Below are 26402 nucleotides of genomic sequence, written 5' to 3'. Positions count from 1 at the left end.
ATCGGAGTACGGGTCGGTTACCTCCCGATTACGCCCCCTCCGAACCCCCCGATCACCCCCTCTGACCTGCGCACTCTTCCCGCACTCCGGCAAACGGGGCAACCCCTCGGGCCCCCGGCCGTCGGTCACACAAATTGTCGAGCCTGTGGACAAACTCAAGAGCGGGGTGCGTCATGGGATGGTGAAGGAACCTGTGCGCATTCTCATCGTCGGCGGCGGCTACGTCGGGATGTACACCGCCCTGCGCCTCCAGCGAAAGTTGAAGCCGGAACTGAATCGGGGCGAGGTCGAGATCACCGTCGTCTCCCCCGACCCCTATATGACGTATCAGCCGTTCCTTCCCGAAGCCGCCGCGGGCCTGATCTCGCCGCGTCACGTGGTGGTCCCGCTGCGCAGGGTCCTCGACCGGTGCCGGATCGTGGTCGGCGAGGCCCACAGCATCGACCACGCCAAGCGCACCGCGACGCTCAGTACGCTCGCCACCGCCGAGGAGGGCGCGGGCACCGAGCAGATCACGTACGACGAACTCGTCCTCGCCCCCGGCTCGGTCTCACGCGCCCTCCCGATCCCCGGACTCGCCGACTACGCCATCGGCTTCAAGACCATCGAGGAGGCCATCGGGCTGCGCAACCACGTCATCGAGCAGATGGACATCGCCTCCTCCACCCGCGACCCCGCGATCCGCGACGCCGCCCTGACCTTCGTCTTCGTGGGAGGCGGTTACGCGGGTGTGGAGGCGCTCGGCGAACTCGAGGACATGGCCCGCTACGCCGCCCGCTACTACCACAACGTCAACGCCGACGACATGAAGTGGATCCTCGTCGAGGCCTCGAACCGCATCCTCCCCGAGGTCGGCGAGGAGATGGGCAAGTACACGGTCACCCAGCTGCGCCGCCGCAACATCGACGTACGCCTCGAAACCCGTCTCGACTCCTGCGCGGACCGGATCGCCGTCCTCAGCGACGGCGCCCGCTTCCCCACGCGCACGGTCGTGTGGACCGCCGGCGTGAAACCGCACCCGATCCTGGCCGCCACCGACCTCCCCCTCAACGGGCGCGGCCGGCTCAAGTGCACCGCGGAACTGACCGTCGACGGCGCCCCGCACGCGTGGGCGGCGGGAGACGCGGCCGCCGTCCCCGACGTCACCGTCGGGGAGCCCGGCAAGGAGACCGCGCCCAACGCCCAGCACGCGGTACGCCAGGCCAAGGTCCTCGGCGACAACATCGCCCACTCCCTGCGCGAGGAGCCCCTGGAGACGTACTCCCACAAGTACGTCGGCTCGGTGGCGTCCCTCGGGCTGCACAAGGGTGTCGCGCACGTCTACGGGCGCAAGCTGAAGGGCTATCCTGCCTGGTTCATGCACCGCGTCTACCATCTGAGCAGGGTGCCGACCTTCAACCGCAAGGCCCGTGTACTCGCCGAATGGACCTTGGCGGGGCTCTTCAAAAGGGAGATCGTGTCCCTCGGATCGCTCGAACATCCTCGAGCGGAGTTCGAACTCGCGGCCGGTGGAAAGCATCCCATCGACCCGAAGCTCGACCCGAAGGGGTCGTCCTGACCGGACGCAGGAACTCCACCGATCAGGCAGGCGTCTGACGGATGTGGGTCCGGTCGGCCAGACTGGTCCCGACCTTGGGCGGGCCGACGGTTCGCTCATTCGCACCCACAGGCTTCTTCCCCAGCGCCGCATTTCCCGGGTTCCGATCAGGGAGGCAGCGCTCCAGTGGCTCCGGCTGCGGGCCGGACCCCCGGCCGGATTCCGGAGCCGACCGGAGACGACAATCACGAGGCAAGGATTCGGTGAACTTCACCCGCTGGAGCGCCCGGCTCCCCGGAACGCAGCGCCGCGCCGCGGCGCGGACCGAACACACGGCCTCCCCGGACCGTCGAGGCGAGGGCTCCGTGCCCGCGGCCCGCGCCGAGCAGCTGACCGACGACGCACCGCCCGTCCCCGCCGTCGACGACCTGCCCGTGCGCGAGGTCCTCGACCGCGTCCCGGCCCTCGTCGCCCTCGTGCACGGCCACGACCACCGCGTGGCCTACGTCAACGACGCCTACGTGGCGGCCTTCGGCGCCCGACCCGTCGGCGAACCCGCACGTGAGGCGCTGCCCGAGCTCGCGGAGATCGGCCTGCTCCCGCTCCTCGACCAGGTGCTGCGCAGCGCCAAGCCGCGCACGGTCAAGTCCCGCAAAGCCCCCGGCGGTCGCTCGTACACCTTCACCTGCACGCCCGTCGACGCCACCCCGGACGGCCAGGACGGCGGCGTACTCGTCTTCGCCACCGACGTCACCGACCACGCCGAGGCCGCCGAGCGACTGCGCGCCAGCGAGCGCCGCCAGCGCGAGACCGCCGTCACCCTCCAGCGCTCCCTGCTCCCCCAGGAGCTGGAAGAACCCGACGACCTGCGCGTCGCCGCCACCTACCAGCCCGGCGGCACCGAGGCCGCGGTCGGCGGCGACTGGTACGACGTGATCACCCTCGGCGGCGGCCGCACCGCGCTCGTCATCGGCGACGTGATGGGCCGCGGAGTGCGGGCCGCGGCCGTCATGGGCCAACTGCGCACCGCCGTACGCGCGTACGCCCGCCTCGACCTGCCCCCGCACGAGGTCCTGCAACTCCTCGACGGACTCGCCACGGAGATCGACGCCAACCAGATCGCCACCTGCGCGTACGCCGTCCACGACCCCAACGAGGGGCGGCTCGTGTACGCCTCCGCGGGCCACCTCCCGATCCTCGTCCGCGACGAGCACGGCACCGTGATCCGCGCCGACGAACCCACCGGACCGCCGCTCGGCACCGGCGGCTGGATGCACGCCTCGGGCTCGGTCCCGCTGGGCCCCGGCTCCACGGCCGTCCTCTACACCGACGGCCTGGTCGAGCGCCGCAACGAGGACCTCGACGAGGGGATCGCGTCCCTGGAGCGCGCCCTCGCGGGGGCGACGGGCACGCCCCAGGTCGTCTGCGACCGCCTCGTCCGCTCCGCGGGCGTCACCGCCGACCACGACGACGACGTGGCCGTCCTCGTCCTCCAGCACCCCGCCCGTACGGGCCCCGACGGCGAGCTCTTCCGCAACGCGGCCTTGGAGCTGCTGGGCGGGGTGGAAGCGGCTCCACGCGCGCGTGCCTTCGCCTCCGGCGTACTGACGAGTTGGCGTTTCCCGTCCGACCTCCATGACCTCGGCGTCCTCGCCACCAGCGAACTGGTCGCCAACTCCCTCCAGCACGGCACCCCGCCGATGCGCCTTCGGCTGCGCCGTACCGACCGCCGCCTCATCATCGAGGTGACCGACGGCGACGACCATCTGCCGCGTCGGCGTCGCGCCGAGCCCGCCGACGAGGCCGGCCGCGGTATCGCGATCGTCGCGACGATCGCTTCCGGCTGGGGGTCACGGCGTACGCCCGGGGGAGGCAAGGCGGTCTGGTGCGAGTTCGCCCTCCCCCGCACCGCCGGCTGACCCCCTGCCCCAGGTGTGTTCCCTGAGAAACAGGAGACGGCTGCCGCCACGGTGAAACGTGGTGACAGCCGTCGTACGAACGTCGTACGAGCCTCCGTCAGGCGCTCGCCCGTACCGGCTCCGCGGGTGCCGCCCCGCCCTGAGCCACCACCCGGCTCTTCGCCAGCCACGGCTGGTTCTGTACGGGGCTGAGCTGCCGCCCGAGCCGCAGCGCCAGGAACGTGATGCCGAGCGAGAAGAGCAGAAACGTCACGACGTACGGACCGTGCAGCGAGGCCCCCATCGGACCGCCCACCGCCGGACCGACGGCCAGCGCGAGCTGCTTCACCAGGGCGAAGGCGGAGTTGTACTGGCCGGCCAGTCCCGTCGGCGCGAGATCCGCGACCAGTGGCGCGACCGTCGGCGACAGCATCGCCTCACCGAGTCCGAACAGCGCGTACGTCGAGACGAACGCCGCCGTCGCCATCGTCTGGCTGCCGTGTCCCAGCCCCGCGTATCCGGCGGCCAGCCACGCCACGGCCCAGATGAGGCCCACCGCCGCGATCACCCGCGACCGCTTGCGGCGCTCGACGAACTTCAGCACCGCGAACTGCGCCACCACGATCATCGCCGTGTTCGCCGCCATCGCCGTACCGAGCGCCGAGGTCGAGATCCCGGCCGCCTCGACGCCGTACGCCGACAGCCCCGACTCGAACTGCCCGTAGCAGGCGAAGAACAGCACGAAGCCCAGCACGGACAGCTGCACCATGGCCCGGTTGCCCAGCAGCTGCTTCCAGCTGCCGCCCTCGGCCTGCGGCGCGTCCCCCTCGATCCGCGGCGCGTGCGGCACCCGCACGGTCGCCATGATCACGACCAGCACCAGGAACATCGCCGCCTCGATCGCGAACAGCAGCGTGAACGAACTCGCGCGGGTCGTGTCGACGATGTGCCCGCCGATCAGGCCACCCACGCCGAGCCCGAGGTTCTGCAGGAAGAACTGTGTCGCGAAGGCGCGCGAGCGTGTGTCCGCCGTCGAGCAGTCCACGATCATCGTCGCCAGCGCCGGCTGCATGACCGCTTGTCCCGCACCGAGCGCCGCCGCCGACAGCAGTACGGCCGTGGCGTTGCTCGCGAGCCCCAGGCTCAGCGCCCCGAAGGCGGCGGTGACCAGGGCGGTGAGCAGGACCGGCAGCGGGCCGCGCAGGACGATGGCCCGTCCGGCGAACGGCAGCACCACGAGAGCGGCCACGGCGAAGACGGCGAGCACGAGGCCCGCCGTCATGGAGCCGAGTCCCCGTACCTGCGCCACATAGACGTAGAGGAAGGGGACGGTAAAGCCGAGCCCGAACGCTCCGAGTGCGTTGCCCACGTGGATCCGGCGCATCGCTGCGCCCATCGCCCTGGTCACTTTCACCTGCCTTGGTCGTGAAGCTTCGGCGTGCATGGATGCAGACCTGAAGACTTCGAAGCTAAAGTTAGATGTTGAACTGTACAGCTTCAAGGACTTCAACGCCAAGCGAGCCCGTGCGATACTTCGGACATGGGCGACACCCCCGGCCTCACCGCGCCGACAACCGAGCCGACACTCGACGAACAGATTGCCGCCTACCAGCGCGAGTTCCGGGACCTCGACCCCCAGGTCGAGAAGATCGTGGCGGCCCTCGGCCGCCTCAACCGCCGTATGAACGTCGCCTACGGCCGCCAGACCGCCACCCTCGGCATCAGCAACGCCGAGTGGGAGGTCCTCAAGGCCCTCGTCCTGTCCGGCGAGCCGTACCGGATGGGCCCCAGCGACCTCGCCAAGCGGCTGGGCCTGACCCCGGCCGCGATGACCCACCGAATCGACCGGATGGTCGCGGAGGGTCTGGTCACCCGGGAGCGCGACGAGTCGAACCGCGTCCGCGTGATCGTGGAGCTCACGGACGAGGGGCGCGAGAAGTGGCTGGAGGCCATGCGCCTCGCCACGGTCTTCGAGGAGGACCTCCTCCAGGACCTGTCCGCCGACGAGCGCGGTGTCCTCGGCGAGGTCCTGACGCGTCTTCTACGACGCGTGGAGCACGCCCAGCCGGACGCGGGCGGCCGGCTCAGCGACCTCGATTAAAAGATCTTGACAGGGATGGTTGACACCACCCTGCTGGATCCGTAAAGTTCTCCGAGTTGCCACGGGGCCGTAACGGTTCTGCGGCAGCACCTCCGCCGCAGAAGCGGCACCCCAACCACCAGCACGATCTCCCAAACGGGTGAATTCGGCGTGCCCGAATTCAATTTGCTTGGGGCGCGGCGGTCCGATTAGGAACTGCCGAGAGGATCCGCTAAAGTTTGGGACGTCGGAACGGCCCAAGGGCCGGGAAGACAAGCCCCGCTGACTGGGAATCAGGCCCGAAAGGATCTGATAGAGTCGGAACCGCCGGAAAGGGAAACGCGAAAGCGGAAACCTGGAAAACGCCGAGGAAATCGGATCGGGAAACGGTCTGATAGAGTCGGAAACGCAAGAACAAAGCAGGACCGAAGGGAAGCGCCCGGAGGAAAGCCCGAGAGGGTGAGTACAAAGGAAGCGTCCGTTCCTTGAGAACTCAACAGCGTGCCAAAAATCAACGCCAGATATGTTGATACCCCGTCTCCGGCCGATCGGTCGGGGCGAGGTTCCTTTGAAGAAGTCCTGCCGGGCATGGTCTCGGTGGGCGCACAGCGAGGACGCTGTGAACCGAGGGGATTATTCCTCCTCTTGGTTCCGCTCTCGTGGTGTCGTCCCGATTACGGGAAAACATTCACGGAGAGTTTGATCCTGGCTCAGGACGAACGCTGGCGGCGTGCTTAACACATGCAAGTCGAACGATGAAGCCCTTCGGGGTGGATTAGTGGCGAACGGGTGAGTAACACGTGGGCAATCTGCCCTTCACTCTGGGACAAGCCCTGGAAACGGGGTCTAATACCGGATAACACCTGCCCGGGCATCCGGGTGGGTTAAAAGCTCCGGCGGTGAAGGATGAGCCCGCGGCCTATCAGCTTGTTGGTGAGGTAGTGGCTCACCAAGGCGACGACGGGTAGCCGGCCTGAGAGGGCGACCGGCCACACTGGGACTGAGACACGGCCCAGACTCCTACGGGAGGCAGCAGTGGGGAATATTGCACAATGGGCGAAAGCCTGATGCAGCGACGCCGCGTGAGGGATGACGGCCTTCGGGTTGTAAACCTCTTTCAGCAGGGAAGAAGCGAAAGTGACGGTACCTGCAGAAGAAGCGCCGGCTAACTACGTGCCAGCAGCCGCGGTAATACGTAGGGCGCAAGCGTTGTCCGGAATTATTGGGCGTAAAGAGCTCGTAGGCGGCTTGTCACGTCGGGTGTGAAAGCCCGGGGCTTAACCCCGGGTCTGCATTCGATACGGGCTAGCTAGAGTGTGGTAGGGGAGATCGGAATTCCTGGTGTAGCGGTGAAATGCGCAGATATCAGGAGGAACACCGGTGGCGAAGGCGGATCTCTGGGCCATTACTGACGCTGAGGAGCGAAAGCGTGGGGAGCGAACAGGATTAGATACCCTGGTAGTCCACGCCGTAAACGGTGGGAACTAGGTGTTGGCGACATTCCACGTCGTCGGTGCCGCAGCTAACGCATTAAGTTCCCCGCCTGGGGAGTACGGCCGCAAGGCTAAAACTCAAAGGAATTGACGGGGGCCCGCACAAGCAGCGGAGCATGTGGCTTAATTCGACGCAACGCGAAGAACCTTACCAAGGCTTGACATACACCGGAAAGCATTAGAGATAGTGCCCCCCTTGTGGTCGGTGTACAGGTGGTGCATGGCTGTCGTCAGCTCGTGTCGTGAGATGTTGGGTTAAGTCCCGCAACGAGCGCAACCCTTGTTCTGTGTTGCCAGCATGCCCTTCGGGGTGATGGGGACTCACAGGAGACTGCCGGGGTCAACTCGGAGGAAGGTGGGGACGACGTCAAGTCATCATGCCCCTTATGTCTTGGGCTGCACACGTGCTACAATGGCAGGTACAATGAGCTGCGAAGCCGTGAGGCGGAGCGAATCTCAAAAAGCCTGTCTCAGTTCGGATTGGGGTCTGCAACTCGACCCCATGAAGTCGGAGTTGCTAGTAATCGCAGATCAGCATTGCTGCGGTGAATACGTTCCCGGGCCTTGTACACACCGCCCGTCACGTCACGAAAGTCGGTAACACCCGAAGCCGGTGGCCCAACCCCTTGTGGGAGGGAGCTGTCGAAGGTGGGACTGGCGATTGGGACGAAGTCGTAACAAGGTAGCCGTACCGGAAGGTGCGGCTGGATCACCTCCTTTCTAAGGAGCATCTAGGCTGCCGGGCTTGCCCGGTGGTCCAGGGCCATTACGTCGGCACACGTTCGACGGTGGTTGCTCATGGGTGGAACGTTGATTATTCGGCGCACTTGACTGTCTTCTCCTTCCAGTACTGCTCTTCGGGGCGTGGAACGAATGAGGGAAGCGGCGAGGGTGCCGGGCACGCTGTTGGGTGTCTGAGGGTATGGCCGATTGGCTGCCTTCAGTGCCGGCCCCAGTGCACTCGAACCGGAAGGTTCGGGGTGATGGGTGGTTGGTCGTTGTTTGAGAACTGCACAGTGGACGCGAGCATCTGTGGCCAAGTTTTTAAGGGCGCACGGTGGATGCCTTGGCACCAGGAACCGATGAAGGACGTGGGAGGCCACGATAGTCCCCGGGGAGTCGTCAACCAGGCTTTGATCCGGGGGTTTCCGAATGGGGAAACCCGGCAGTCGTCATGGGCTGTCACCCATACCTGAACACATAGGGTATGTGGAGGGAACGCGGGGAAGTGAAACATCTCAGTACCCGCAGGAAGAGAAAACAACCGTGATTCCGGGAGTAGTGGCGAGCGAAACTGGATGAGGCCAAACCATATGCGTGTGAGACCCGGCAGGGGTTGCGTATGTGGGGTTGTGGGATTTCTCTTTCACGGTCTGCCGGCCGTGAGACGAGTCAGAAACCGTTGATGTAGGCGAAGGACATGCGAAAGGTCCGGCGTAGAGGGTAAGACCCCCGTAGTCGAAACGTCAACGGCTCGTTTGAGAAACACCCAAGTAGCACGGGGCCCGAGAAATCCCGTGTGAATCTGGCGGGACCACCCGCTAAGCCTAAATATTCCCTGGTGACCGATAGCGGATAGTACCGTGAGGGAATGGTGAAAAGTACCGCGGGAGCGGAGTGAAATAGTACCTGAAACCGTGTGCCTACAAGCCGTGGGAGCGTCGGGCAAGCACTTGTGCTTGCCTCGTGACTGCGTGCCTTTTGAAGAATGAGCCTGCGAGTTTGCGGTGTGTTGCGAGGTTAACCCGTGTGGGGAAGCCGTAGCGAAAGCGAGTCCGAATAGGGCGATTTAGTAGCGCGCTCAAGACCCGAAGCGGAGTGATCTAGCCATGGGCAGGTTGAAGCGGCTGTAAGAGGTCGTGGAGGACCGAACCCACCAGGGTTGAAAACCTGGGGGATGACCTGTGGTTAGGGGTGAAAGGCCAATCAAACTCCGTGATAGCTGGTTCTCCCCGAAATGCATTTAGGTGCAGCGTCGTGTGTTTCTTGCCGGAGGTAGAGCACTGGATAGGCGATGGGCCCTACCGGGTTACTGACCTTAGCCAAACTCCGAATGCCGGTAAGTGAGAGCGCGGCAGTGAGACTGTGGGGGATAAGCTCCATGGTCGAGAGGGAAACAGCCCAGAGCATCGACTAAGGCCCCTAAGCGTACGCTAAGTGGGAAAGGATGTGGAGTCGCAGAGACAACCAGGAGGTTGGCTTAGAAGCAGCCACCCTTGAAAGAGTGCGTAATAGCTCACTGGTCTAGTGATTCCGCGCCGACAATGTAGCGGGGCTCAAGCGTACCGCCGAAGTCGTGTCATTGCAGCAATACGCCCAACGGCGGCTGTGATGGGTAGGGGAGCGTCGTGTGCCGGGTGAAGCCGCGCCGGAAGGCAGTGGTGGACGGTTCACGAGTGAGAATGCAGGCATGAGTAGCGATACACACGTGAGAAACGTGTGCGCCGATTGACTAAGGGTTCCTGGGTCAAGCTGATCTGCCCAGGGTAAGTCGGGACCTAAGGCGAGGCCGACAGGCGTAGTCGATGGATAACCGGTTGATATTCCGGTACCCGCTGTGAAGCGTCAAACATTGAACCAGGCGATGCTAAGTCCGTGAAGCCGCCCCGGAGCCTTCGGGCAAAGGGGAGTGGTGGAGCCGACGGACCAGACCTGCAGTAGGTGAGTGATGGGGTGACGCAGGAAGGTAGTCCATCCCGGGCGGTGGTTGTCCCGGGGTAAGGGTGTAGGACGTCAGGTAGGTAAATCCGCCTGGCACATAGTCTGAGACCTGATGCCGAGCCGATTGTGGTGAAGTGGATGATCCTATGCTGTCGAGAAAAGCCTCTAGCGAGTTTCATGGCGGCCCGTACCCTAAACCGACTCAGGTGGTCAGGTAGAGAATACCGAGGCGTTCGGGTGAACTATGGTTAAGGAACTCGGCAAAATGCCCCCGTAACTTCGGGAGAAGGGGGGCCATCACCGGTGAGAGGATTTACTCCTTGAGCTGGGGGTGGCCGCAGAGACCAGCGAGAAGCGACTGTTTACTAAAAACACAGGTCCGTGCGAAGCCGTAAGGCGATGTATACGGACTGACGCCTGCCCGGTGCTGGAACGTTAAGGGGACCGGTTAGTCACTCTTCGGGGTGGCGAAGCTGAGAACTTAAGCGCCAGTAAACGGCGGTGGTAACTATAACCATCCTAAGGTAGCGAAATTCCTTGTCGGGTAAGTTCCGACCTGCACGAATGGCGTAACGACTTCTCGACTGTCTCAACCATAGGCCCGGTGAAATTGCACTACGAGTAAAGATGCTCGTTTCGCGCAGCAGGACGGAAAGACCCCGGGACCTTTACTACAGTTTGATATTGGTGTTCGGTTCGGCTTGTGTAGGATAGGTGGGAGACTTTGAAGCGGCAGCGCCAGCTGTTGTGGAGTCGTCGTTGAAATACCACTCTGGTCGTGCTGGATGTCTAACCTGGGTCCGTGATCCGGATCAGGGACAGTGTCTGATGGGTAGTTTAACTGGGGCGGTTGCCTCCTAAAGAGTAACGGAGGCGCCCAAAGGTTCCCTCAGCCTGGTTGGTAATCAGGTGTTGAGTGTAAGTGCACAAGGGAGCTTGACTGTGAGACCGACGGGTCGAGCAGGGACGAAAGTCGGGACTAGTGATCCGGCGGTGGCTTGTGGAAGCGCCGTCGCTCAACGGATAAAAGGTACCCCGGGGATAACAGGCTGATCTTCCCCAAGAGTCCATATCGACGGGATGGTTTGGCACCTCGATGTCGGCTCGTCGCATCCTGGGGCTGGAGTCGGTCCCAAGGGTTGGGCTGTTCGCCCATTAAAGCGGTACGCGAGCTGGGTTTAGAACGTCGTGAGACAGTTCGGTCCCTATCCGCTGCGCGCGTAGGAATATTGAGAAGGGCTGTCCCTAGTACGAGAGGACCGGGACGGACGAACCTCTGGTGTGCCAGTTGTCCTGCCAAGGGCATGGCTGGTTGGCTACGTTCGGGAGGGATAACCGCTGAAAGCATCTAAGCGGGAAGCCTGCTTCGAGATGAGTATTCCCACCCCCTTTGAGGGGTTAAGGCTCCCAGTAGACGACTGGGTTGATAGGCCGGATCTGGAAGGCGGGTAACCGCTGGAGGTGACCGGTACTAATAGGCCGAGGGCTTGTCCTCAGTTGCTCGCGTCCACTGTGTTGGTTCTGAAACCACGAACAACCCCGTTGTCGGGCCACGGCAATGGTGCGGTAGTTACAGTTTCATAGTGTTTCGGTGGTCATAGCGTGAGGGAAACGCCCGGTTACATTCCGAACCCGGAAGCTAAGCCTCACAGCGCCGATGGTACTGCAGGGGGGACCCTGTGGGAGAGTAGGACGCCGCCGAACAAATTTTGAGAAGAGCCCCAACTTCGGGTAGGTACCCGAAGTTGGGGCTTTTTTGCGTTCACTCCTGTGTCCGGCTGCGGAGGCGGCGGGTGCATGCGGGGCCGGACACCGGCCCCGCATGCACTCACTCGGGTCCTTGCAGGTGACCCGGTTACTTCAGGCGGGACGACGCGACGATCGAGACGATGTGCGCGGGGACCAGCAGCCAGACGATCGCCGTCACGGCCACGGTCGCGATCTTCGTCGCCGTCAGGTCGCCGAGCGCCAGGTCGACGATCGCCGTCACGAGCAGCAGGATGGTGCACTCGATGCCGTTGACCAGGCGGTGGAGGCCGACGGCCGAGGTGAGGCGGCGGACCCGGGCGAGGCCGCTGGAGCGCGGGACGACGGACTGGTCGGTGGCCTTCTGCATGCCGCTGTCGGAGCGGGCCACGTGGACGAGGTCCGAGGACGACTTCAGGAGCAGCACGCCGATCGCGGCCGCCAGGCCGGCCACCAGGTAGAGGTTCAGGCCGAGTTCGGCGGCGCGGATGCCCATGCCGACCATGACCGCGGCGTCGGCGAGGTAGGCGCCGAGGCGGTCCAGGTAGACGCCGAGCGGGCTGAACTGGCGTCGCCAGCGGGCCACTTCGCCGTCCACGCAGTCCAGGAGCAGATACAACTGCATGAAGAGGACGGACAGTACGGCCCCGCCCAGGCCGGGGACGACCAGGGCGACTCCGGAGAGTACGCCCGCGAAGACCATGACCGTCGTGATCTGGTTCGGCGAGACGCGGGTGCCCAGCATCAGCCGGGTCACCCGCAGGGAGAGCGATCGCATGTAAAGGCGGCCGGCCCAGTGTTCCGCCCTGCTCTCCAGCTTGCCCGCGGGGTGGATGACCTCGCGGAGTTCCTCTAGTTGGACCTTGGTCATGCGGCTTTCTCCCCTGGGATCAATGTGAGTACAGGGAAGAGCATGACGGGGTCCAGGACGGCGGGGATCGGCAGGGTGGAATTCAGGTGAGCGACGTCGGACGCGAAGACTACGGTGGGTTCCATGAACCATGTGATTCGTTCCATAAGGTCCGACGAGTGGCCCGCGGTCAAGGAGTTGAGGCTTGCCGCCCTGCAGGACCCGGTCGCGCATCTCGCGTTCCTCGAGACCTACGAGCAGTCGGCGGCCCGGCCCGACTCGTTCTGGCAGGAGCGGGCGGAAGGTGCCGCCGAGGGGGACGGGGCGCGGCAGTTCGTCGCGGTCGGGCCGGACGGGGTGTGGGCGGGTTCCGTGGTCATGCTGGTCGAGAAGGCCGGGCAGCAGGACTTCTTCGATGCCGTGATCGACCAGGACCAGGGGCATCTGGTCGGTGTCTTCGTGCGGGCCGAGCACCGGGGGAGCGGTGTGACGGACGCGCTCGTCGACGGCGCTCTCGCCTGGGCCTGGGAGCGCGGGCTTGAACGTGTACGGCTGTTCGTGCACGAGAAGAACGGGCGCGCCGAGGCCTTCTACCGCAAGACGGGGTTCGTGCCGACCGGGGGATCCGTGGCATCCCAGGGGAACGAGGGGACCCGCGATCTGGAGTTTGTGATCGTCAGGTCGTAGGTGCCGTCAGGTCGTAGGTGCCGTCAGACCGGGAGTTCGTGCTGGGGCCAGCGGGCCCTGGCCTGCTCCTGGGAGCGGAGGAGGGCCAGGGTGGGCAGGCCCTGGTCGGCTCCGGTGGCGAGCAGCTCCGGGAGCTGGGGGAGCGGGGCCACCGCGGCGACGTCGTCCAGGACGAGCGTAAGTGGTGGGTCGAGGCGACCGGAGGATGACCGTTCGGCCATGCGCCGGCCGCGCTCGACCACGCTTGAGGCGAGGGCCGTCAGGAGCGGCATCGCGCCGGGGTTCGCCTTGGGGTCCTCGATGGGTTCACCGACCACATAGAGCGTGCCCCCTTCGTTGACGAAGGAATCCAGCACGAGGGCGTCACTTCGGTTCGGGGTGCAGGATTCGCGCACGTTGACCGTGAAGAGGGCGGACAGAGCGCGGGCCGTCAACTCCTGTGCTATGTCGCGGCGTTCCGGGTGTGAGGTGAGGGCGGCCTCGAGTTCGCCCGCCGCGCCGGAGGCGGCCTTGGGGTTCGTGCGGAGGGCTCGTACGGCGTCCTGCACCTGGGTGCCCTGGGCCCAGCGGTGGACGTGGCGGAAGGCCTTGCCCTCCACCGCGGCGGCGTGCAGATAGCTGCGCAGGAGCGTTTCGGCGACGTCTGCCATGGCCTGGTCGACCTTGGCGGTGGGGCGTACGGGGCCGAGGAGGGCGATGGCTCTCGACGCGGCCGTCGCCTTGTCCTCGCAGCCGGTGGAGGGGGACCAGTGGAGGCGGGCCGGGGTGTCGCAGAGGTGAGAGGGGTCGTAGAGGAGGACGGGGCCGAGTTTGGCTCTGGCGTCCTTGGTTTCCGACCAGATGGCGGGGTTGGAGGTGACCACCAGGGCGGGGCCGTCCGCGTCTCGTACGGCCTGCGTCGCGGTGGGGCGGCGGGTTTCGGCGGGGCCGAGGATGAGCGCGCCTGCGGCGCGGGTTCCTTCCCACCCGCCCACCCGTTTACCGTCCGCTGCCAAAGAAGCCGTCGAAAGCGGTGGCTGCGAGGTCTCCTTGGACAGCTCGGCCGGCTGCGGCTCGGGTCGAGGCAGCGGGACCTCGTGATGCGGGGGGACCTGTTCGGCGACGGGGGCCGGAGCCGGTTCAGGTACCGGCGTCGGCGCCTGTCTCGCGTACGCCCCCGCCCTGCGTCTCGCTCGGACCGCACGCCACCGTGCCCACGTCCCCATCACGAAGACGGCCATCACGACCAGCACCATCAGCTGGCCGATGAACAGGCCCCAGAAGAGCCCGTATCCCGAGAGCTGGTCCGCGGGGGTGTCCGGCCAGGCGCCCGTCACGTCGTGCGGGTGCCCGATGAGGTGCCGCAGGGCCAGCGGCGTACGGGCGAAGGTGACCGCGTTCGGCCAGGCGCCGTGGGCGAACCAGCCGGCGAGCCCGGTGGCCGACCAGATCAGGAAGGTCATGCCGAGAAGGAAGGCGAGCACCCCGACCAGCAGGCCGTCCGGGATGCCGCCCTCGCTCTCCGCCTTGCGGCGGTCCCGCCCGTCCCGGCTCATCTCACGCCACCGTGGACTCGGACGAACCGTCGAGATCGGCGAGGTGCTGCTCCACGAAGGCCGCGGCGCGCTCCTCGGCCTCGAGTTCGGCGGCGCGCAGCGCGTCGTCGGCGAGGTGGTCGGCGGAGGACTCGGTCATGGCGCGGTCGGTGAAGACCAGGGGGCGTTCGGTCTCGGTGATGAGGTGTTTGACCACCTGGACGTTGCCGTTGACGTCCCAGACGGCGATACCGGGCGTCAGGGTCGGGATGATCTCGACGGCCCACCGGGGCAGGCCGATCACCCGGCCCGTCGCCCGTGCCTCGTCCGCTTTCTGGGCGTAGATCGTCCGGGTGGACGCCATCTTCAGGATCGCGGCCGCCTCCTTGGCCGCCGCGCCGTCCACCACGTCGGACAGGTGGTGGACGACCGCCACGAAGGACAGACCCAGGCGTCGGCCGAACTTCAGCAGGCGCTGGAAGAGCTGGGCCACGAAGGGGCTGTTGATGATGTGCCACGCCTCCTCCACCAGGAAGATGCGCTTCTTGCGGTCGGGGCGGATCCAGGTGTGTTCGAGCCACACGCCGACGATCGCCATCAGGATCGGCATGGCGATGGAGTTGCGGTCGATGTGGGACAGGTCGAAGACGATGAGCGGGGCGTCGAGGTCGATGCCCACCGTCGTGGGGCCGTCGAACATGCCCCTGAGGTCACCGTCGACCAGGCGGTCGAGGACCAGGGCCACGTCCAGGCCCCACGCCCGTACGTCGTCTATGGCGACGTTCATCGCCTCGGCCGACTCCGGCTCGGGGTGCCGTAGTTGTTCGACGATGTCCATCAGGACGGGCTGGCGATCGAGGATCGTCTCGTTGACATAGGCGTGTGCGACCTTGAGGGCGAAGCCGGAACGCTCGTCGAGGCCGTGGCCCATCGCGACCTCGATGATCGTGCGCAGCAGGGCCAGCTGGCCCGTCGTCGTGATCGCCGGGTCGAGCGGGTTGAGGCGGATGCCCATGTCCAGGGCCGCTGTCGGGTCCAGGCGGATGGGAGTTATTCCCAGCTCTTCCGCGATGAGGTTCCACTCGCCGACGCCGTCCTCGCCCTGTGCGTCGAGCACGACGACCTGGCGGTCGCGGAAGCGCAGTTGGCGCAGGACGTAGGTCTTCTCGAGCGCCGACTTGCCGTTGCCGGACTCGCCGAGCACCAGCCAGTGGGGCGCGGGGAGCTGCTGGCCGTACAGCTGGAAGGGGTCGTAGATGTAGCCCTTCCCGGAGTAGACCTCGCGTCCGATGATGACGCCCGAGTCGCCGAGGCCGGGTGCGGCGGTCGGCAGGTAGACCGCCTGGGCCTGGCCCGTGGAGGTGCGCACGGGCAGGCGGGTCGTCTCGACCTTGCCGAAGAGGAAGCCCGTGAAGGCGTCCGTCGCGGCGGACAGCGGATCCCGCATCAGAACATCAGCTCCTACCTGCGGATTCCGGTGGCGAACGGCAGTGTGTTGACGAAGGCCCGGTGGTGCTCGCGGTCGCACCACTCCAGCTTCAGATACGACTTTCCGGCGGAGGCGCGGATGGTGCGCTTGTCGCGGGCGAGGGCCTCCGGGGAGCGGGAGCTGACCGTGATGTAGCCGACGAGGTTGACGCCGGCGGCGCCGCTCGCGAGGTCCTCGCCGCGCTGGTCCAGGCGGTTGTGGGAGGCGATGTCACGGGGGTCGACCGTGCGGTTCATCTTCAGCTGGCGGCTGGCCTCGGCGTCGTCGTTCGTCTTCTCCGTCAGCATGCGCTCGATGGCGACCTCGGTGGGTTCGAGGTCCATCGTGACGGCGACGGTGCGGATGACGTCCGGGGTGTGGACCAGGAGCGGGGCGAGGAAGTTCACGCCGACCGGGGTCATCGGCCATTCCTTCACCCACGCCGTGGCGTGGCACCAGGGGGCGCGGGTGGAGGACTCGCGGGTCTTCGCCTGGAGGTAGGTGGGCTCCATGGCGTCGAGCTCGGCGGGCCAGGCATTGCGTTTCGTCATCGCCTGGATGTGGTCGATCGGGTGGTCGGGGTCGTACATGGAGTGCACGAGGGAGGCCAGTCGCCCCTGACCGAGCGGCTGGCGTACGCGGATGTCGGCTTCCTGGAGGCGGGAGCAGATGTCGGTCAGCTCGCGTGCCATGACGACGGCGAGCCCGGCGTCGCGGTCCAGCTTCTTGCCGCCCTGGGGACGGGCGGCGCGCGCCATGGCCTGGGCCTCGGCGGCGAGTTCACGGTTGTAGTGCATGCACGCGACGAGGTAGGCGCGGTGCTGCTCGCTGCTGGTGGACACCATGGACTGGAGCTGGTCGTAGGACTGCTGGAGCCAGGCCGGTGCCTTCTCGTCCCCGCGCTGGGAGACGTCCTTGGCGTGGGCGTCCGGGTCGGCGGGGAGCGTGCGGGCGAGCATCTGGAGGCGGGTGACGAAGCCGTCGCCGTTCGCCACGTGCTTGAGCAGCGTGCCGAAGCGGTCGACGAGGGCCTCCTGGTCCTCGCTGTCGCGCAGGCCGACGCCCGGGCCCTCGATCTCGATCGCGGCGGTGACGGTGCGGCGGTCGGCGTGCAGGAGTACGGCGATCTCGTCGGGGCCGAAGGGGGCCGCGAGCCAGGAGATCCGGCCGATGCCGGGCGGCGGCCCGATCTCGACCTCCTTGCCGTCCAGACGCGTACCGGCCTCCTGGACGCTGCTGCGGTACGTCGTGCCGCTGCGCAGGTTGCGCTTGTAACTGCGGTTGATCTCGAACCACTTGTAGAACGTGCGGCGCTTGTACGGGATGTACACCGCGGCGATGGCCACCAGCGGGAAGCCCATCAGCAGCACGATCCGCAGGGACAGGACGGGGACGAGCAAGCCGCACATCATGCCGAGGAACGCGCCCGCGATGATGAGCGCGATCTCGCCGGACTCGCGGTTCCGGCCGACGATCGCGTTCGGCCGGGCGCGGCCGATCAGATATGTACGGCGGGGCGTGACCGGATGGGACACGTGGGAATCGGTCGTCAACGCCCTTCACCTCCCGTGCGGTTGGTACTGCTGCTGTTGCGGGTGTTGCCGGTACGTGGTGGGGGTGCGGCGGGGGGGACAGATCCGCCGCCTCCGTTCGGCGTACGGGTGCTGTGGGCGGACACGCCTCCGGAGACGGGGTTCGCGGGGCGCGGCTGGCTGTTGCCGCCGCCTGCGCCGTTGTTGTCGGCGCGGGTGCTGTGGGTCTTGATGCCCTGGGCGACCAGGGTGGCGGGGGAGCTGATCACGGCCGCGGCCTTGCCTTCGGCGCCCTGCATGATGCGGTTGTTGCGGCCGTTGGCGATCTCGTCGCCGAAGCCGGGCACGAAGCGGTAGATCATCGCGCTGGCGAAGATGGCGAGCAGGATGATCGCGAGGCCGGAGACGACGGCGGAGAAGGAGTCCGGGCCGCCGTTGGTCGACAGCGCGCCGGCCAGGCCCAGCACGATCACGATGACCGGTTTCACCAGGATGACGGCGATCATGATGCCGGCCCAGCGGCGGACGTGGCCCCACAGGTTCTTGTCGACGAGCCCGGCGTAGACGACGGTGCCGAGCAGGGCGCCGACGTACAGCAGGGCGGCGCGGATGACGAGCTCCAGCCACAGCACGCCCGCGGCCAGGATCGACACCAGGGAGACGACGATCAGCATGATCGGGCCGCCGCCGATGTTCTGGCCCTTGGCGAGGGCACCGGAGAAGGTGCCGAAGAAGGTGTCGGTCTGGTTGCCGGTGGTCTTGGCGAGGACGTCGGTGACGCCGTCGCTCGCCGAGACGACGGTGTAGAGGATCAGCGGGGTGAACGCCGACGCCAGCACCGTGAGCCAGAGGAAGCCGATCGCCTCGGAGATCGCGGTGCCGAGGGGAACGCCTCGCACCGCCCGCTTCGCCACGGCCAGCAGCCACAGGAGGAGGGTGAGGATGGTGGACGCGGCGAAGACCACGGCGTACTGCTGGAGGAACTTCTGGTTCGTGAAGTCGACGTTCGCCGTGTCCTTGACCGCCGCGGAGAGCTTGTCGATGGTCCAGGACGCGGCTTCGGCGCAGCCCTTGGCCAGCGAGGAGAGGGGGTCGAGCGTGGAGGTGGTACCGGGGTCGGTGGTGACACCACTGGTGCTGCCCTTTTCGCAGTACTTCTTGGCCTCGCCGGAGATGAGCCTGCACGAGTCGGCCGAGGCGCTCGCACTCGCACTGGGACTGGGGCTCGGGCTCGGTGGAGCCGCGTAGGCGTGGGATGCCAGCAGAACGACCGCGGTCTGTACGGCCGCGACGGCGCCGGTGAGCTTGAGTACACGGCGCGGGCTACCGGGCATAAGTGAACCCTCCGTACTCCTCGATGACCTTGCTGATCTCGTCGGAGGTGGCGGCCTTGTCGTCGCCGGGGACCGGGGCGGGGCCGTCCTTCTGCGAGTCGGTGACGATCTTCCAGTCCCCGCCGGACCACTGGAGCTCGAAGGTCCACGTCTTCCAGGTCGAGGTGACGGGGTCGGTCGAGTTCTGCGCGGACATTCCGATGAGTCCCAGGTACCAGACCGACACCTTGGCGTCGGTGGCGCTGTACCGCTCGACCTTGCTGCCGACGGGGATCGTGCGGGAGACGAAGGTGCTGCCCTGGGGCGCGTTGCCGGCCGCGTCGAGTCCCAGCTTGTTGAGGAAGCCCGTCGAGTAGGCGTCGTCCAGCGGGCCCTGGAGCCGGCCGGCCGCGGCGGAGGTGTAGAGGGTGTCGACCAGGTTGTGCCGACCGGCCTTCTGGAACATGCTCGTCGACCCCAGCGCCACCGCGTAGTTCGCCGCCGCGCTCTGCGCGCCCTGCTCGCTGTGCGTGAACCCCGTGGGGATTCCCCCGGTGTTCGTGTCCACCGGGCGTTGGCCCGAGGGGGCCGTGGGGGAGGTCTTGCCGGCGTTGCCGCCTCCGTTGCCGCTTCCGGAGGAGGAAGAGGAATCGTCTCCTCCACGGTTCGCGAAGGCGATGGCCGCGATGAGGAGGACGACGACGCCGACCACCGTCACCAGGCTCCGCGAGGAGGAGCGGCCGCGGCGGGCGCCGCCGTAGACGTCTCCGGGACGGTCGGGGAGGCGGGTCCGGGTCTGGCCCGTGCCTCCGTATCCCCCGTCGTCGCCGCGGGAGCCGTCCCCGTATCCGGGTTCGTCACCGAGACTCATGTCGCGTACGCCCCCTCAACCTCTTCCTGAACCGCGTAGTACGACGGTAGTCGTGCTGGTTCCCGCGCGGACGCGGTGTGGTGACTCGACATCAGGGAAACGCAACCTCAGCCGGTGGGCACGACGGACGGGTGGGTCGGACAGGGAAGGAGGAGACGAGGTGAGGAGCCGGGTGCCCGGCCGAAGCTAGACGGCCATGCCGTACACGATGGTGAAGAGCGTGCCGAGGGAGCCGATGATGAAGACCCCGGTGAGGCCCGCGATGATCAGACCCTTGCCCTGTTCGGCGCTGAAGGTGTCGCGGAGCGCCGTTGCTCCGATGCGTTGCTTCGCCGCTCCCCAGATCGCGATCCCGAGGCAGAGCAGGATGGCGACGGCCATCACGACCTGGATCATCGTCTTGGCCTCGTTGCCCAGGCTGCCGAAGGGACCCCAGTCCGGGGCGATTCCGCCGATGATTGTGGTGATGTCGCCCTTGTCGGCTGCGAAAAGCATGTAAGTCACCGCCCCTAGTGGGTAGTTCTGCACCCCCTGCCACTGTGCGCAGAGGTCGGGCCCATTCTCGCCGACAATGCCGCTGTCGTATGTCGACTTGGCGTCATTGATTGGCGGTTTTCGTACGAATCCCTTGTCACCGGCGTACGCGGGCCCCTTTCGGGAGGCGTGCGACGGTATGCAAAGAGTCGTATGGTCACTCTGTGTATCACGGCTGGTCACGCCGGGCAATGAAGTCGAACCGGAACCTGTCGTGTGGTTCCGTCGTTAACCCCTTCTACGACGAGTGCGGGGTGGTCACCCCACCGCTCCTCGCAGCATCCCTGCGTGCCCGTCGTGTTTCTGACGGGTCGTCGAGCCGATGTTCTCCGGGTCGCGCGTCCGCCCGATGTGGACGCACGGCCGCTGCCCCGAAGGCTATCCCCGTCGCCGTGGCGCACGGAAACGGGCCGCGGCTGGTTGCCGCGGCCCGTTCCCCGCACTGCCGGAGGATCCCCACGTCCTCCCCGGCAGTTCCCCCCGCTTTCCCGTGCTTTCGGGGGTTTTCCGTGTCTCCGGCGGGTCAGCCGGTGAAGGCCGAGACTCCCTCCGGGGTGCCCCAGCCGGTCGGGCCGTCGTAGCCCGACTTGGCGGTGCACAGATAGCTGGAGCCGCAGCTGCCGTTGCTGCCGGAGGTGACGTCGTTGAGGGCCGAGGTGCCGGCCGACGCGTAGGGGAAGGACGCCGGGTAGGAGCCGCTGGAGGGGGTGCCGCCGAGGGCGTACACACCGGCGATGATCGGCGAGGACGCGCTCGTGCCACCGAAGGTGTACCAGCCGGCCGTGACCCCGTAGGAGTCGTAGACCGAGACGCCGGTGGCCGGGTCGGCGACGGCCGAGACATCGGCGATGGTCCGCTTCGAGCAGCCCGTGTCCGTCTGCCAGGTCGGCTTCGCGTCGTAGGAGGAGCAGCCGGAGCCGGTGCCCTCGGTGCTGCTGGTCTCCCAGACGCTCTCGGTCCAGCCGCGGCTGTTGGAGCTGGTGGACAGGGCGGTGCCGCCGACGGAGGTCACGTACTTGGAGGCGGCCGGGTACTCGGCGCCGTAGCCGGAGTCTCCCGCGGAGACGGTGATGGCGACGCCGGGGTGGTTGAAGTACGAGGTGTCGTAGGAGGTGTCGGAGGAGGACTCCGAGCCGCCGTAGCTGTTGGAGACGTACTTCGCGCCCAGGGTGACGGCCTCGTTCACCGCCTTGCCGAGGTTGGCCATGGTGGCGGAGGTGGCCTCGACGAGCAGGATGTTGCAGTTCGGGCAGATGGCGCTGGCCATGTCGACGTCGAGGGAGATCTCCTCGGACCAGCCGGCGTCACTGGAGGGCAGGGAGGTCGTCGAGCCGGTCTGACTGACCTTCTTGAAGCAGCCGTTGGCCGTGGTGCAGGCCGACAGGCCGTAGTACGAGCGGTACTTGGCGAGGTCCGCCTCGGCGTTCGGGTCGTTGTACGCGTCGACGATCGCGATGGTCTCGCCCGAGCCGTTGGAGGCGGCGGCGGAGGTCAGGCCGTAGGCGCTCTGGAGGTTGCTCGGCCCGTACCCGGACGGGGTGGCGGCGTCGGCGGCCTTCGGAGTGACGGCGTCCGCGTGGGCGTTGGCCTTCTGGAAGGCGGTCGTGCCGCCGGTGACCCGCAGCGCCTTGCAGGCCATCCGGCCCTTCGCGGGGGTGGAACAGGCCGGGCTCCACGTCACCTTGGAGGAGGTGGAGGTGGCAGCTGGGGTGGCCTTGGCGGCCGGGGCGGCGCTCGCGGGGCCCGCGGCGCCGAAGCCGGCGAGGACGAGAGCCGCGGTGCCGACGGCGGCCGCGCCGATACGGCGCCACCTGCCGCGTACGGCGGGTCTGGCAGGCTCTTGGGGATTCGAGGTACGCAACGGACAGCCTCCTGAGAGTGTTTGACAGGGGCAGTGCGGGTGCGCCGCCGGTGCGGTGTCCCCGGCGGAGGGCCGAGCGGCCCGCCGATGACCATCCTCTTGTTGAGTACGTGACAACAAGAGCCGTCTGGAATCCTGACTTCCGCATTACTGAACGAGGCCGCCGCGTTACTCCTCGATGGCCGCTCGATGGACTGCGGCTGAGCGCAACTTGACGCAACTCACAGCCAGGTCAAGGGATTTACCAAAGTTTCCGACCGGGTGGACGTGATGGCGAACGGGCCGCGGCAGGCTGCCGCGGCCCGTCTCGGGCACCGCCGGTGGATCCCCACTCAGTCCGTCGCCCGGCGGCTCCGTGCCGTGCGGAGGGTGATGCGATCAGCCGGTGAAGGCCGAGACTCCCTCCGGGGTGCCCCAGCCGGTCGGGCCGTCGTAGCCCGACCTGGCGGTGCAGAAGTAGCTCGTGGAGCAGGAGCCGTTGCTGCCCGACGTCACGTCGTTGAGCGCGGACGTGCCGGCCGAGCCGTACGGGAACTGCGCCGGGTACGAGCCGCTGGACGGGGTGCCGGCCAGGGCGTACACGGCCGCGATGATCGGCGAGGAGGCGCTGGTGCCGCCGTAGGTGACCCAGCCGGTGCCGTCGCCGTAGGTGTCGTAGACCGAGACGCCGGTGGCCGGGTCGGCGACGGCCGAGACGTCCGCGATCATGCGCTTCGAGCAGGAGGTGTCGGTCTGCCAGGTCGGCTTCGCGTCGTAGGAGGAGCAGCCGGAGCCGGTGCCCTCGGTGCTGCTGGTGTTCCACACCTTCTCGGTCCAGCCGCGGCTGTTGGAACTCGAGGAGAGGGCGGTGCCGCCGACGGAGGTCACGTACTTGGAGGCGGCCGGGTACTCGGCGCCGTAGCCGGAGTCACCCGCGCTGACCGTGATGGCGACGCCCGGGTGGTTGAAGTACGAGCTGTCGTAGGAGGTGTCGGAGGAGGACTCCGAGCCGCCGTAGCTGTTGGAGACGTACTTCGCGCCGAGCTTGACCGCCTCGTTCACCGCGGTGCCGAGGTTGGCCATGGAGGAGGACTTCGCCTCGACCAGCGTGATGTTGCAGTTGGGGCAGACGGCGCTGGCCATGTCGAGGTCGAGCGAGATCTCACCGGCCCAGCCGCTGTCGGCGGAGGGCAGGGAGGTCGTCGAGCCCGTCTGGCTGACCTTCTTGAAGCAGCCGTTGGCCGTGGTGCAGGCCGACAGGCCGTAGTACGAGCGGTACGCGGCGAGGTCGGAGGCCGCGTTCGGGTCGTCGTAGGCGTCGACGATCGCGATGGTCTCGCCCGAGCCGTTGGAGGCGGCGGCGTCGGTCAGGCCGTAGGCGTCCTGGAGGTCGCTGGGGCCGTAGCCGGTGGGGGAGTCGGCGGCGGCCTTGGGGGTGACGGCGTTCGCGTGGGCGTTGGCCTGCATGAAGGCGGTCGTGCCGCCGGTCACGCGCAGCGCGTTGCAGGCCATCTCCCCCTTCTTCTTGGGCTCGGCGCAGGAACGGGTCCAGGTGACCTTGGTGGAACCGGCCTTGGCGGCGGTGCTCTTGCTCACGACGGTCTTCGTCGCGGTCGTGCCGGCCGCCGCGCTCGCGTCGACGGCGGTGCCGAAACCGGCCACCAGGAGGGCGGCGGTGGCGGCGGCCGCGGAGCCCAGGCGGCGCCAGTTGGTGCGCGCGGCCGATCTGTTGCCGGGTGTGGGGGACGTGGGGGGTATGGGGGGTGTAGTACGCAACGTACAGCTCCTGAGAGAGGGTGACAGGGGCGGTGCGGGTGCTGTTGCCGTCGGTGCGGTGTCCCCGGCGGCCGGGCCGTGTGACCCGCGTAGACACTCGCTTGTTGAGTACGCGACAAACAAGAGTGATCTGGAATTCTGACTTCCGCCTTACCGAACCCGGGTGATCGGGTTACCCCTCAATGGCCCCTTGATGGCTGGAAGTTGACGTCGGCTTGACTCGTCTCGCGGATCGGCTGTGCATCGGGTGAGGCGCGGGTGGCGATGGCGGAAGCCGCCGCCCGTGGGCCGCGGATCGCACGAACGCGGCGTACACGGGGGCGGCGTCGGCCGAGTGACGACGGGGGTCGCCGACTGTCTCGGAGGCTCGCGTCAGCCCACGGCCGCGGCCAGGACCGAGGCCGCGGCGGCGACGAGAGGGCTGTCGGGGGCGGCGTCCTGCGCGGGTTTGGTGCTGAGGACGGCGAGGGCCACGGGGGCACCGTCCGGGGTCCAGGCGATGCCCACGTCGTTGCTGGTGCCGTAGTCGCCGGTGCCGGTCTTGTCGGCGATCGTCCAGTCCTCGGGCAGGCCCGCGCGGAAACGGTCGCCGCTGGTGGTGTTGCCGAGCAGCCACGTCGTCAGGCGGTCACGGTCGCGGTAGTGGAGCGCGTCGCCGAGGACGAGCCGGGCGTAGGTGCCCGCGATGGCACCCGGGGTGGTCGTGTCCTCCACCCGCCAGGGCTCCGCCGTGTTCAGCTCCGGCTCCCAGCGGTCCAGACGGGTCTTCGGGTCCCCCAGCGAGCGGCAGAAACGCGTGATCGCCGTGGGGCCGCCCAGCTCGCGGAGCAGCAGGTTGGCCGCCGTGTTGTCGCTGTAGCGGATCGCCGCGTCGCACAGCTCCCCGACAGTCATGCCGCCCGCCAGGTGCTCCGGCTCACCCGTCTTCGGCGAGTACCCGGCGAGGTCCGCCGCCGTGTAGTGGATGCGCCGGGCGAGTGTCTCCCCGTGCCGGTCCAGGTCCCGCAGCACGGCCGCCGCCGCGAGCGTCTTGAACACCGAGCAGAGAGGGAAGCGTTCCGCCGCGCGGTGGTGCACGGTGGCCTTCGTCCTCAGGTTGTACGCGAACGCGCCGATCCGCGCCCCGTGTCGCGCCTCCAGCTCTCGCAGTCTGGCGCGGGTGTCCCGCTGCCGGGGATCCTCCGCGTACGCCGGTCCCGCGCCGAGCGCGAGGGTGGCGGCGGTGGTGGTGGCCGCGGTGAGCAGGGTGCGGCGTGATGTCGTGGTTCCTAAGATCTCTCGTCCTCCAGTCCTTCCACGAAGTGGTCGAACTCGCCCGCCTGTACGCCCAGGACGAAGGCGTCCCACTTCTTCCGAGTGGTAGTGACGATGTTGGTGGGGTCGCTGGTTTCGCGGATGTGGACCAGGTCGTCGGCGCCGAAGGCGAGTTCGATCCAGGGGCCGGGTCCGGTCGCGTCGTCCGGGGCGGCGCGGACCCAGTCGAGGTCCGGGGGGACGTCAGCCACGGGGGGCTTCCCTAGGGGTGAGGAGGTGGGCGTGGAGGGCGGCGGGGGTGGCGGTGGGCATCTCGGTACTTTTCACAGGTCGTGGATCAGCTTGTGGATGAAGTCGCGCGAGTGCTCGGGGGCGAGGGACACCGATTCCATCCGGTCGAGGAGGGCGCGGTACATCCGCAGCAGGGGTTCGGCGTCGAGGAACACCGGGCCGTGGGACTGGTCGAGGCGCACGGTGTCGAGCGGGGGGACCGGTCCGTCGGCGTAGAAGACCGACTGGCCGGAACCCGGGAAGGATCCGGAGGCGAACGGGAGCACCCTGAGGGTGATGTGGTCCCGCTCGCTCATGTCCAGCAGGTGCCGCAGCTGGGACGTGGCCACGGTGAGGCCGCCGAACCGCATGCGCAGGGCCGCCTCGTGGATGACCGCCACCAGAGCGGTCGGGGCGTCCGCGAAGAGGACGGTCTGGCGCTTGACGCGGAACGACACCCGGTGCTCGATCTCCGGTGGTGAGAGCTCCGGCACGACGTGCCGCAACAGCTCACGGGCGTGATCGGTGGTCTGGAGCAGGCCCGGGATGTGCATGGTGACCGCGGTACGCAGCCGCCCGGCGTGGTGCTCCACCTCGGCGAGGTCCAGCAGTGCGGCGGGCAGGATCTCGCGGTACTCCTCCCACCAGCCGCGCGAGCGCTCGGTGGTCATGGCGCTGAGCGCGTCGACGAGGGCCTGGTCCGAGCAGCCGTAGTGGCGGGCGAGCGCGCGCACCCGTTCGGCGCTCACGCCCACGCGCCCGGCCTCCATGTTGCTGACCTGGGTCTGCTTGATGCCCATGAGCCGACCGGCCCCGGTGGCGGTCAGGCCCGCGCGCTCCCGGAGTTTGCGCAGCTCCACGCCGAAGCGGAGTTGGCGACCCGTCGGGTTGCTCCTCACGGGCTCCTCCGTCTCCTGGGTGTCGCCGGTCGCCCGCACGAATGATAGTGAACCCGATCCCTGCCAGCCGGTGAATGTGTTCACCGTTCGGCGTGTTCGTCCACAGGCTGTGGGCAGTTCGGGGCGTCGAGTGTGCGTGCGAGGGCCGGGATTGGGCCGTACGGTGGACCTGCCGTCGT

General features: G+C 67.4%; 17 protein-coding genes and 3 rRNA genes. 7 read left to right on the top strand and 13 right to left on the bottom strand.

Annotated elements, in window-relative coordinates:
* Positions 1-178: 178 nt before the first annotated feature.
* Together FNV62_RS25140 and FNV62_RS25135 are read left to right on the top strand one after the other, a co-directional pair.
* The gene (locus tag FNV62_RS25140) at positions 179-1558 is read left to right on the top strand and encodes an NAD(P)/FAD-dependent oxidoreductase (protein ID WP_060901704.1); all 1380 of its coding nucleotides are present in this window, start codon (positions 179-181) and stop codon (positions 1556-1558) included.
* 242 nt (positions 1559-1800) lie between these two features.
* Entirely contained in the window at positions 1801-3456 is a 1656-nt protein-coding gene (locus tag FNV62_RS25135) for a SpoIIE family protein phosphatase (protein WP_054230575.1), read from the top strand.
* A 97-nt stretch (positions 3457-3553) separates the two neighbouring features.
* On the opposite strand, the gene FNV62_RS25130 is transcribed toward FNV62_RS25135, so the two are convergent.
* Positions 3554-4831 (bottom strand): MFS transporter, encoded by a 1278-nt coding sequence (locus FNV62_RS25130; protein ID WP_075031346.1) that lies wholly within the window; start codon positions 4829-4831, stop codon positions 3554-3556.
* Between the two features lie 144 nt (positions 4832-4975).
* Here FNV62_RS25130 and FNV62_RS25125 point away from each other — a divergent pair, with 144 nt between their 5' ends.
* The 4 genes from FNV62_RS25125 to rrf all read left to right on the top strand — a co-directional run bounded on the left by FNV62_RS25125 (position 4976) and on the right by rrf (position 11373).
* Entirely contained in the window at positions 4976-5536 is a 561-nt protein-coding gene (locus tag FNV62_RS25125; protein ID WP_054230573.1) for a MarR family winged helix-turn-helix transcriptional regulator, read from the top strand.
* A 666-nt stretch (positions 5537-6202) separates the two neighbouring features.
* A 16S ribosomal RNA gene (locus FNV62_RS25120) occupies positions 6203-7728 on the top strand.
* Positions 7729-8042: 314 nt separating this feature from the next.
* Positions 8043-11164 (top strand): 23S ribosomal RNA (locus tag FNV62_RS25115).
* Between the two features lie 92 nt (positions 11165-11256).
* Positions 11257-11373 (top strand): 5S ribosomal RNA (gene rrf, locus FNV62_RS25110).
* The 16S, 23S and 5S rRNA genes sit together here, the layout of an rRNA operon.
* A gap of 151 nt (positions 11374-11524) precedes the next feature.
* Here rrf and FNV62_RS25105 read toward each other — a convergent pair.
* Complete coding sequence (locus FNV62_RS25105) at positions 11525-12286, bottom strand: CDP-alcohol phosphatidyltransferase family protein (RefSeq protein ID WP_054232199.1); 762 nt, start codon at positions 12284-12286, stop codon at positions 11525-11527.
* 123 nt (positions 12287-12409) lie between these two features.
* On the opposite strand from FNV62_RS25105, the gene FNV62_RS25100 reads away from it, so the two are divergent.
* Complete coding sequence (locus tag FNV62_RS25100; protein WP_143602207.1) at positions 12410-12952, top strand: GNAT family N-acetyltransferase; 543 nt, start codon at positions 12410-12412, stop codon at positions 12950-12952.
* A gap of 23 nt (positions 12953-12975) precedes the next feature.
* Here the strand turns inward: FNV62_RS25100 and FNV62_RS25095 are convergent, their stop codons facing one another.
* The 11 genes from FNV62_RS25095 to FNV62_RS25045 all read right to left on the bottom strand — a co-directional run bounded on the left by FNV62_RS25095 (position 12976) and on the right by FNV62_RS25045 (position 26223).
* Positions 12976-14487, bottom strand: coding sequence for a type IV secretory system conjugative DNA transfer family protein (locus FNV62_RS25095; RefSeq protein WP_143608561.1), 1512 nt, complete (start codon positions 14485-14487; stop codon positions 12976-12978).
* A 1-nt stretch (position 14488) separates the two neighbouring features.
* A complete protein-coding gene (locus FNV62_RS25090) occupies positions 14489-15913 on the bottom strand; it encodes an ATP-binding protein (RefSeq protein WP_054232202.1) in 1425 nt (474 codons plus the stop codon).
* A 14-nt stretch (positions 15914-15927) separates the two neighbouring features.
* Positions 15928-17487: an SCO6880 family protein gene (locus tag FNV62_RS25085; RefSeq protein WP_143608559.1), complete on the bottom strand. Its 1560-nt coding sequence runs from the start codon at positions 17485-17487 to the stop codon at positions 15928-15930.
* Positions 17484-18800 (bottom strand): hypothetical protein, encoded by a 1317-nt coding sequence (locus tag FNV62_RS25080; RefSeq protein WP_143608558.1) that lies wholly within the window; start codon positions 18798-18800, stop codon positions 17484-17486. The genes FNV62_RS25085 and FNV62_RS25080 overlap by 4 nt, the downstream gene beginning before the upstream one ends.
* Positions 18790-19650: a hypothetical protein gene (locus tag FNV62_RS25075; protein WP_143608556.1), complete on the bottom strand. Its 861-nt coding sequence runs from the start codon at positions 19648-19650 to the stop codon at positions 18790-18792. Before FNV62_RS25075 ends, FNV62_RS25080 begins: the two co-directional genes overlap by 11 nt.
* Before the next feature lie 186 nt (positions 19651-19836).
* Positions 19837-20145: a hypothetical protein gene (locus FNV62_RS25070; RefSeq protein ID WP_054232206.1), complete on the bottom strand. Its 309-nt coding sequence runs from the start codon at positions 20143-20145 to the stop codon at positions 19837-19839.
* A gap of 562 nt (positions 20146-20707) precedes the next feature.
* The gene (locus tag FNV62_RS25065; RefSeq protein ID WP_143627162.1) at positions 20708-22045 is read right to left on the bottom strand and encodes a S53 family peptidase; all 1338 of its coding nucleotides are present in this window, start codon (positions 22043-22045) and stop codon (positions 20708-20710) included.
* A gap of 378 nt (positions 22046-22423) precedes the next feature.
* A complete protein-coding gene (locus FNV62_RS25060; protein ID WP_373559491.1) occupies positions 22424-23800 on the bottom strand; it encodes a peptidase S8 in 1377 nt (458 codons plus the stop codon).
* Positions 23801-24172: 372 nt separating this feature from the next.
* Entirely contained in the window at positions 24173-25075 is a 903-nt protein-coding gene (bla, locus tag FNV62_RS25055; protein ID WP_143652102.1) for a class A beta-lactamase, read from the bottom strand.
* Entirely contained in the window at positions 25069-25305 is a 237-nt protein-coding gene (locus FNV62_RS25050) for a DUF397 domain-containing protein (protein WP_097285312.1), read from the bottom strand. Before FNV62_RS25050 ends, bla begins: the two co-directional genes overlap by 7 nt.
* A gap of 72 nt (positions 25306-25377) precedes the next feature.
* Positions 25378-26223, bottom strand: coding sequence for a helix-turn-helix domain-containing protein (locus FNV62_RS25045; RefSeq protein ID WP_143608552.1), 846 nt, complete (start codon positions 26221-26223; stop codon positions 25378-25380).
* Positions 26224-26402: the final 179 nt, after the last annotated feature.

The sequence above is a fragment of the Streptomyces sp. RLB3-17 genome (assembly GCF_007113425.2).
In the GTDB taxonomy this organism is placed as follows: domain Bacteria; phylum Actinomycetota; class Actinomycetes; order Streptomycetales; family Streptomycetaceae; genus Streptomyces; species Streptomyces mirabilis_D.
This window is presented reverse-complemented; position numbering and strand designations above follow the sequence as displayed.

Excerpts from the sequence above, each read along its gene's own strand:
- FNV62_RS25140 (WP_060901704.1), top strand. The coding sequence starts at position 179 with ATGGTGAAGGAACCTGTGCGCATTCTCATCGTCGGCGGCGGCTACGTC.
- FNV62_RS25130 (WP_075031346.1), bottom strand. The coding sequence starts at position 4,831 with ATGGGCGCAGCGATGCGCCGGATCCACGTGGGCAACGCACTCGGAGCG.
- FNV62_RS25125 (WP_054230573.1), top strand. The coding sequence starts at position 4,976 with ATGGGCGACACCCCCGGCCTCACCGCGCCGACAACCGAGCCGACACTC.
- FNV62_RS25105 (WP_054232199.1), bottom strand. The coding sequence starts at position 12,286 with ATGACCAAGGTCCAACTAGAGGAACTCCGCGAGGTCATCCACCCCGCG.
- FNV62_RS25100 (WP_143602207.1), top strand. The coding sequence starts at position 12,410 with ATGAACCATGTGATTCGTTCCATAAGGTCCGACGAGTGGCCCGCGGTC.
- FNV62_RS25095 (WP_143608561.1), bottom strand. The coding sequence starts at position 14,487 with ATGAGCCGGGACGGGCGGGACCGCCGCAAGGCGGAGAGCGAGGGCGGC.
- FNV62_RS25090 (WP_054232202.1), bottom strand. The coding sequence starts at position 15,913 with ATGCGGGATCCGCTGTCCGCCGCGACGGACGCCTTCACGGGCTTCCTC.
- FNV62_RS25080 (WP_143608558.1), bottom strand. The coding sequence starts at position 18,800 with ATGCCCGGTAGCCCGCGCCGTGTACTCAAGCTCACCGGCGCCGTCGCG.
- FNV62_RS25075 (WP_143608556.1), bottom strand. The coding sequence starts at position 19,650 with ATGAGTCTCGGTGACGAACCCGGATACGGGGACGGCTCCCGCGGCGAC.
- FNV62_RS25070 (WP_054232206.1), bottom strand. The coding sequence starts at position 20,145 with ATGCTTTTCGCAGCCGACAAGGGCGACATCACCACAATCATCGGCGGA.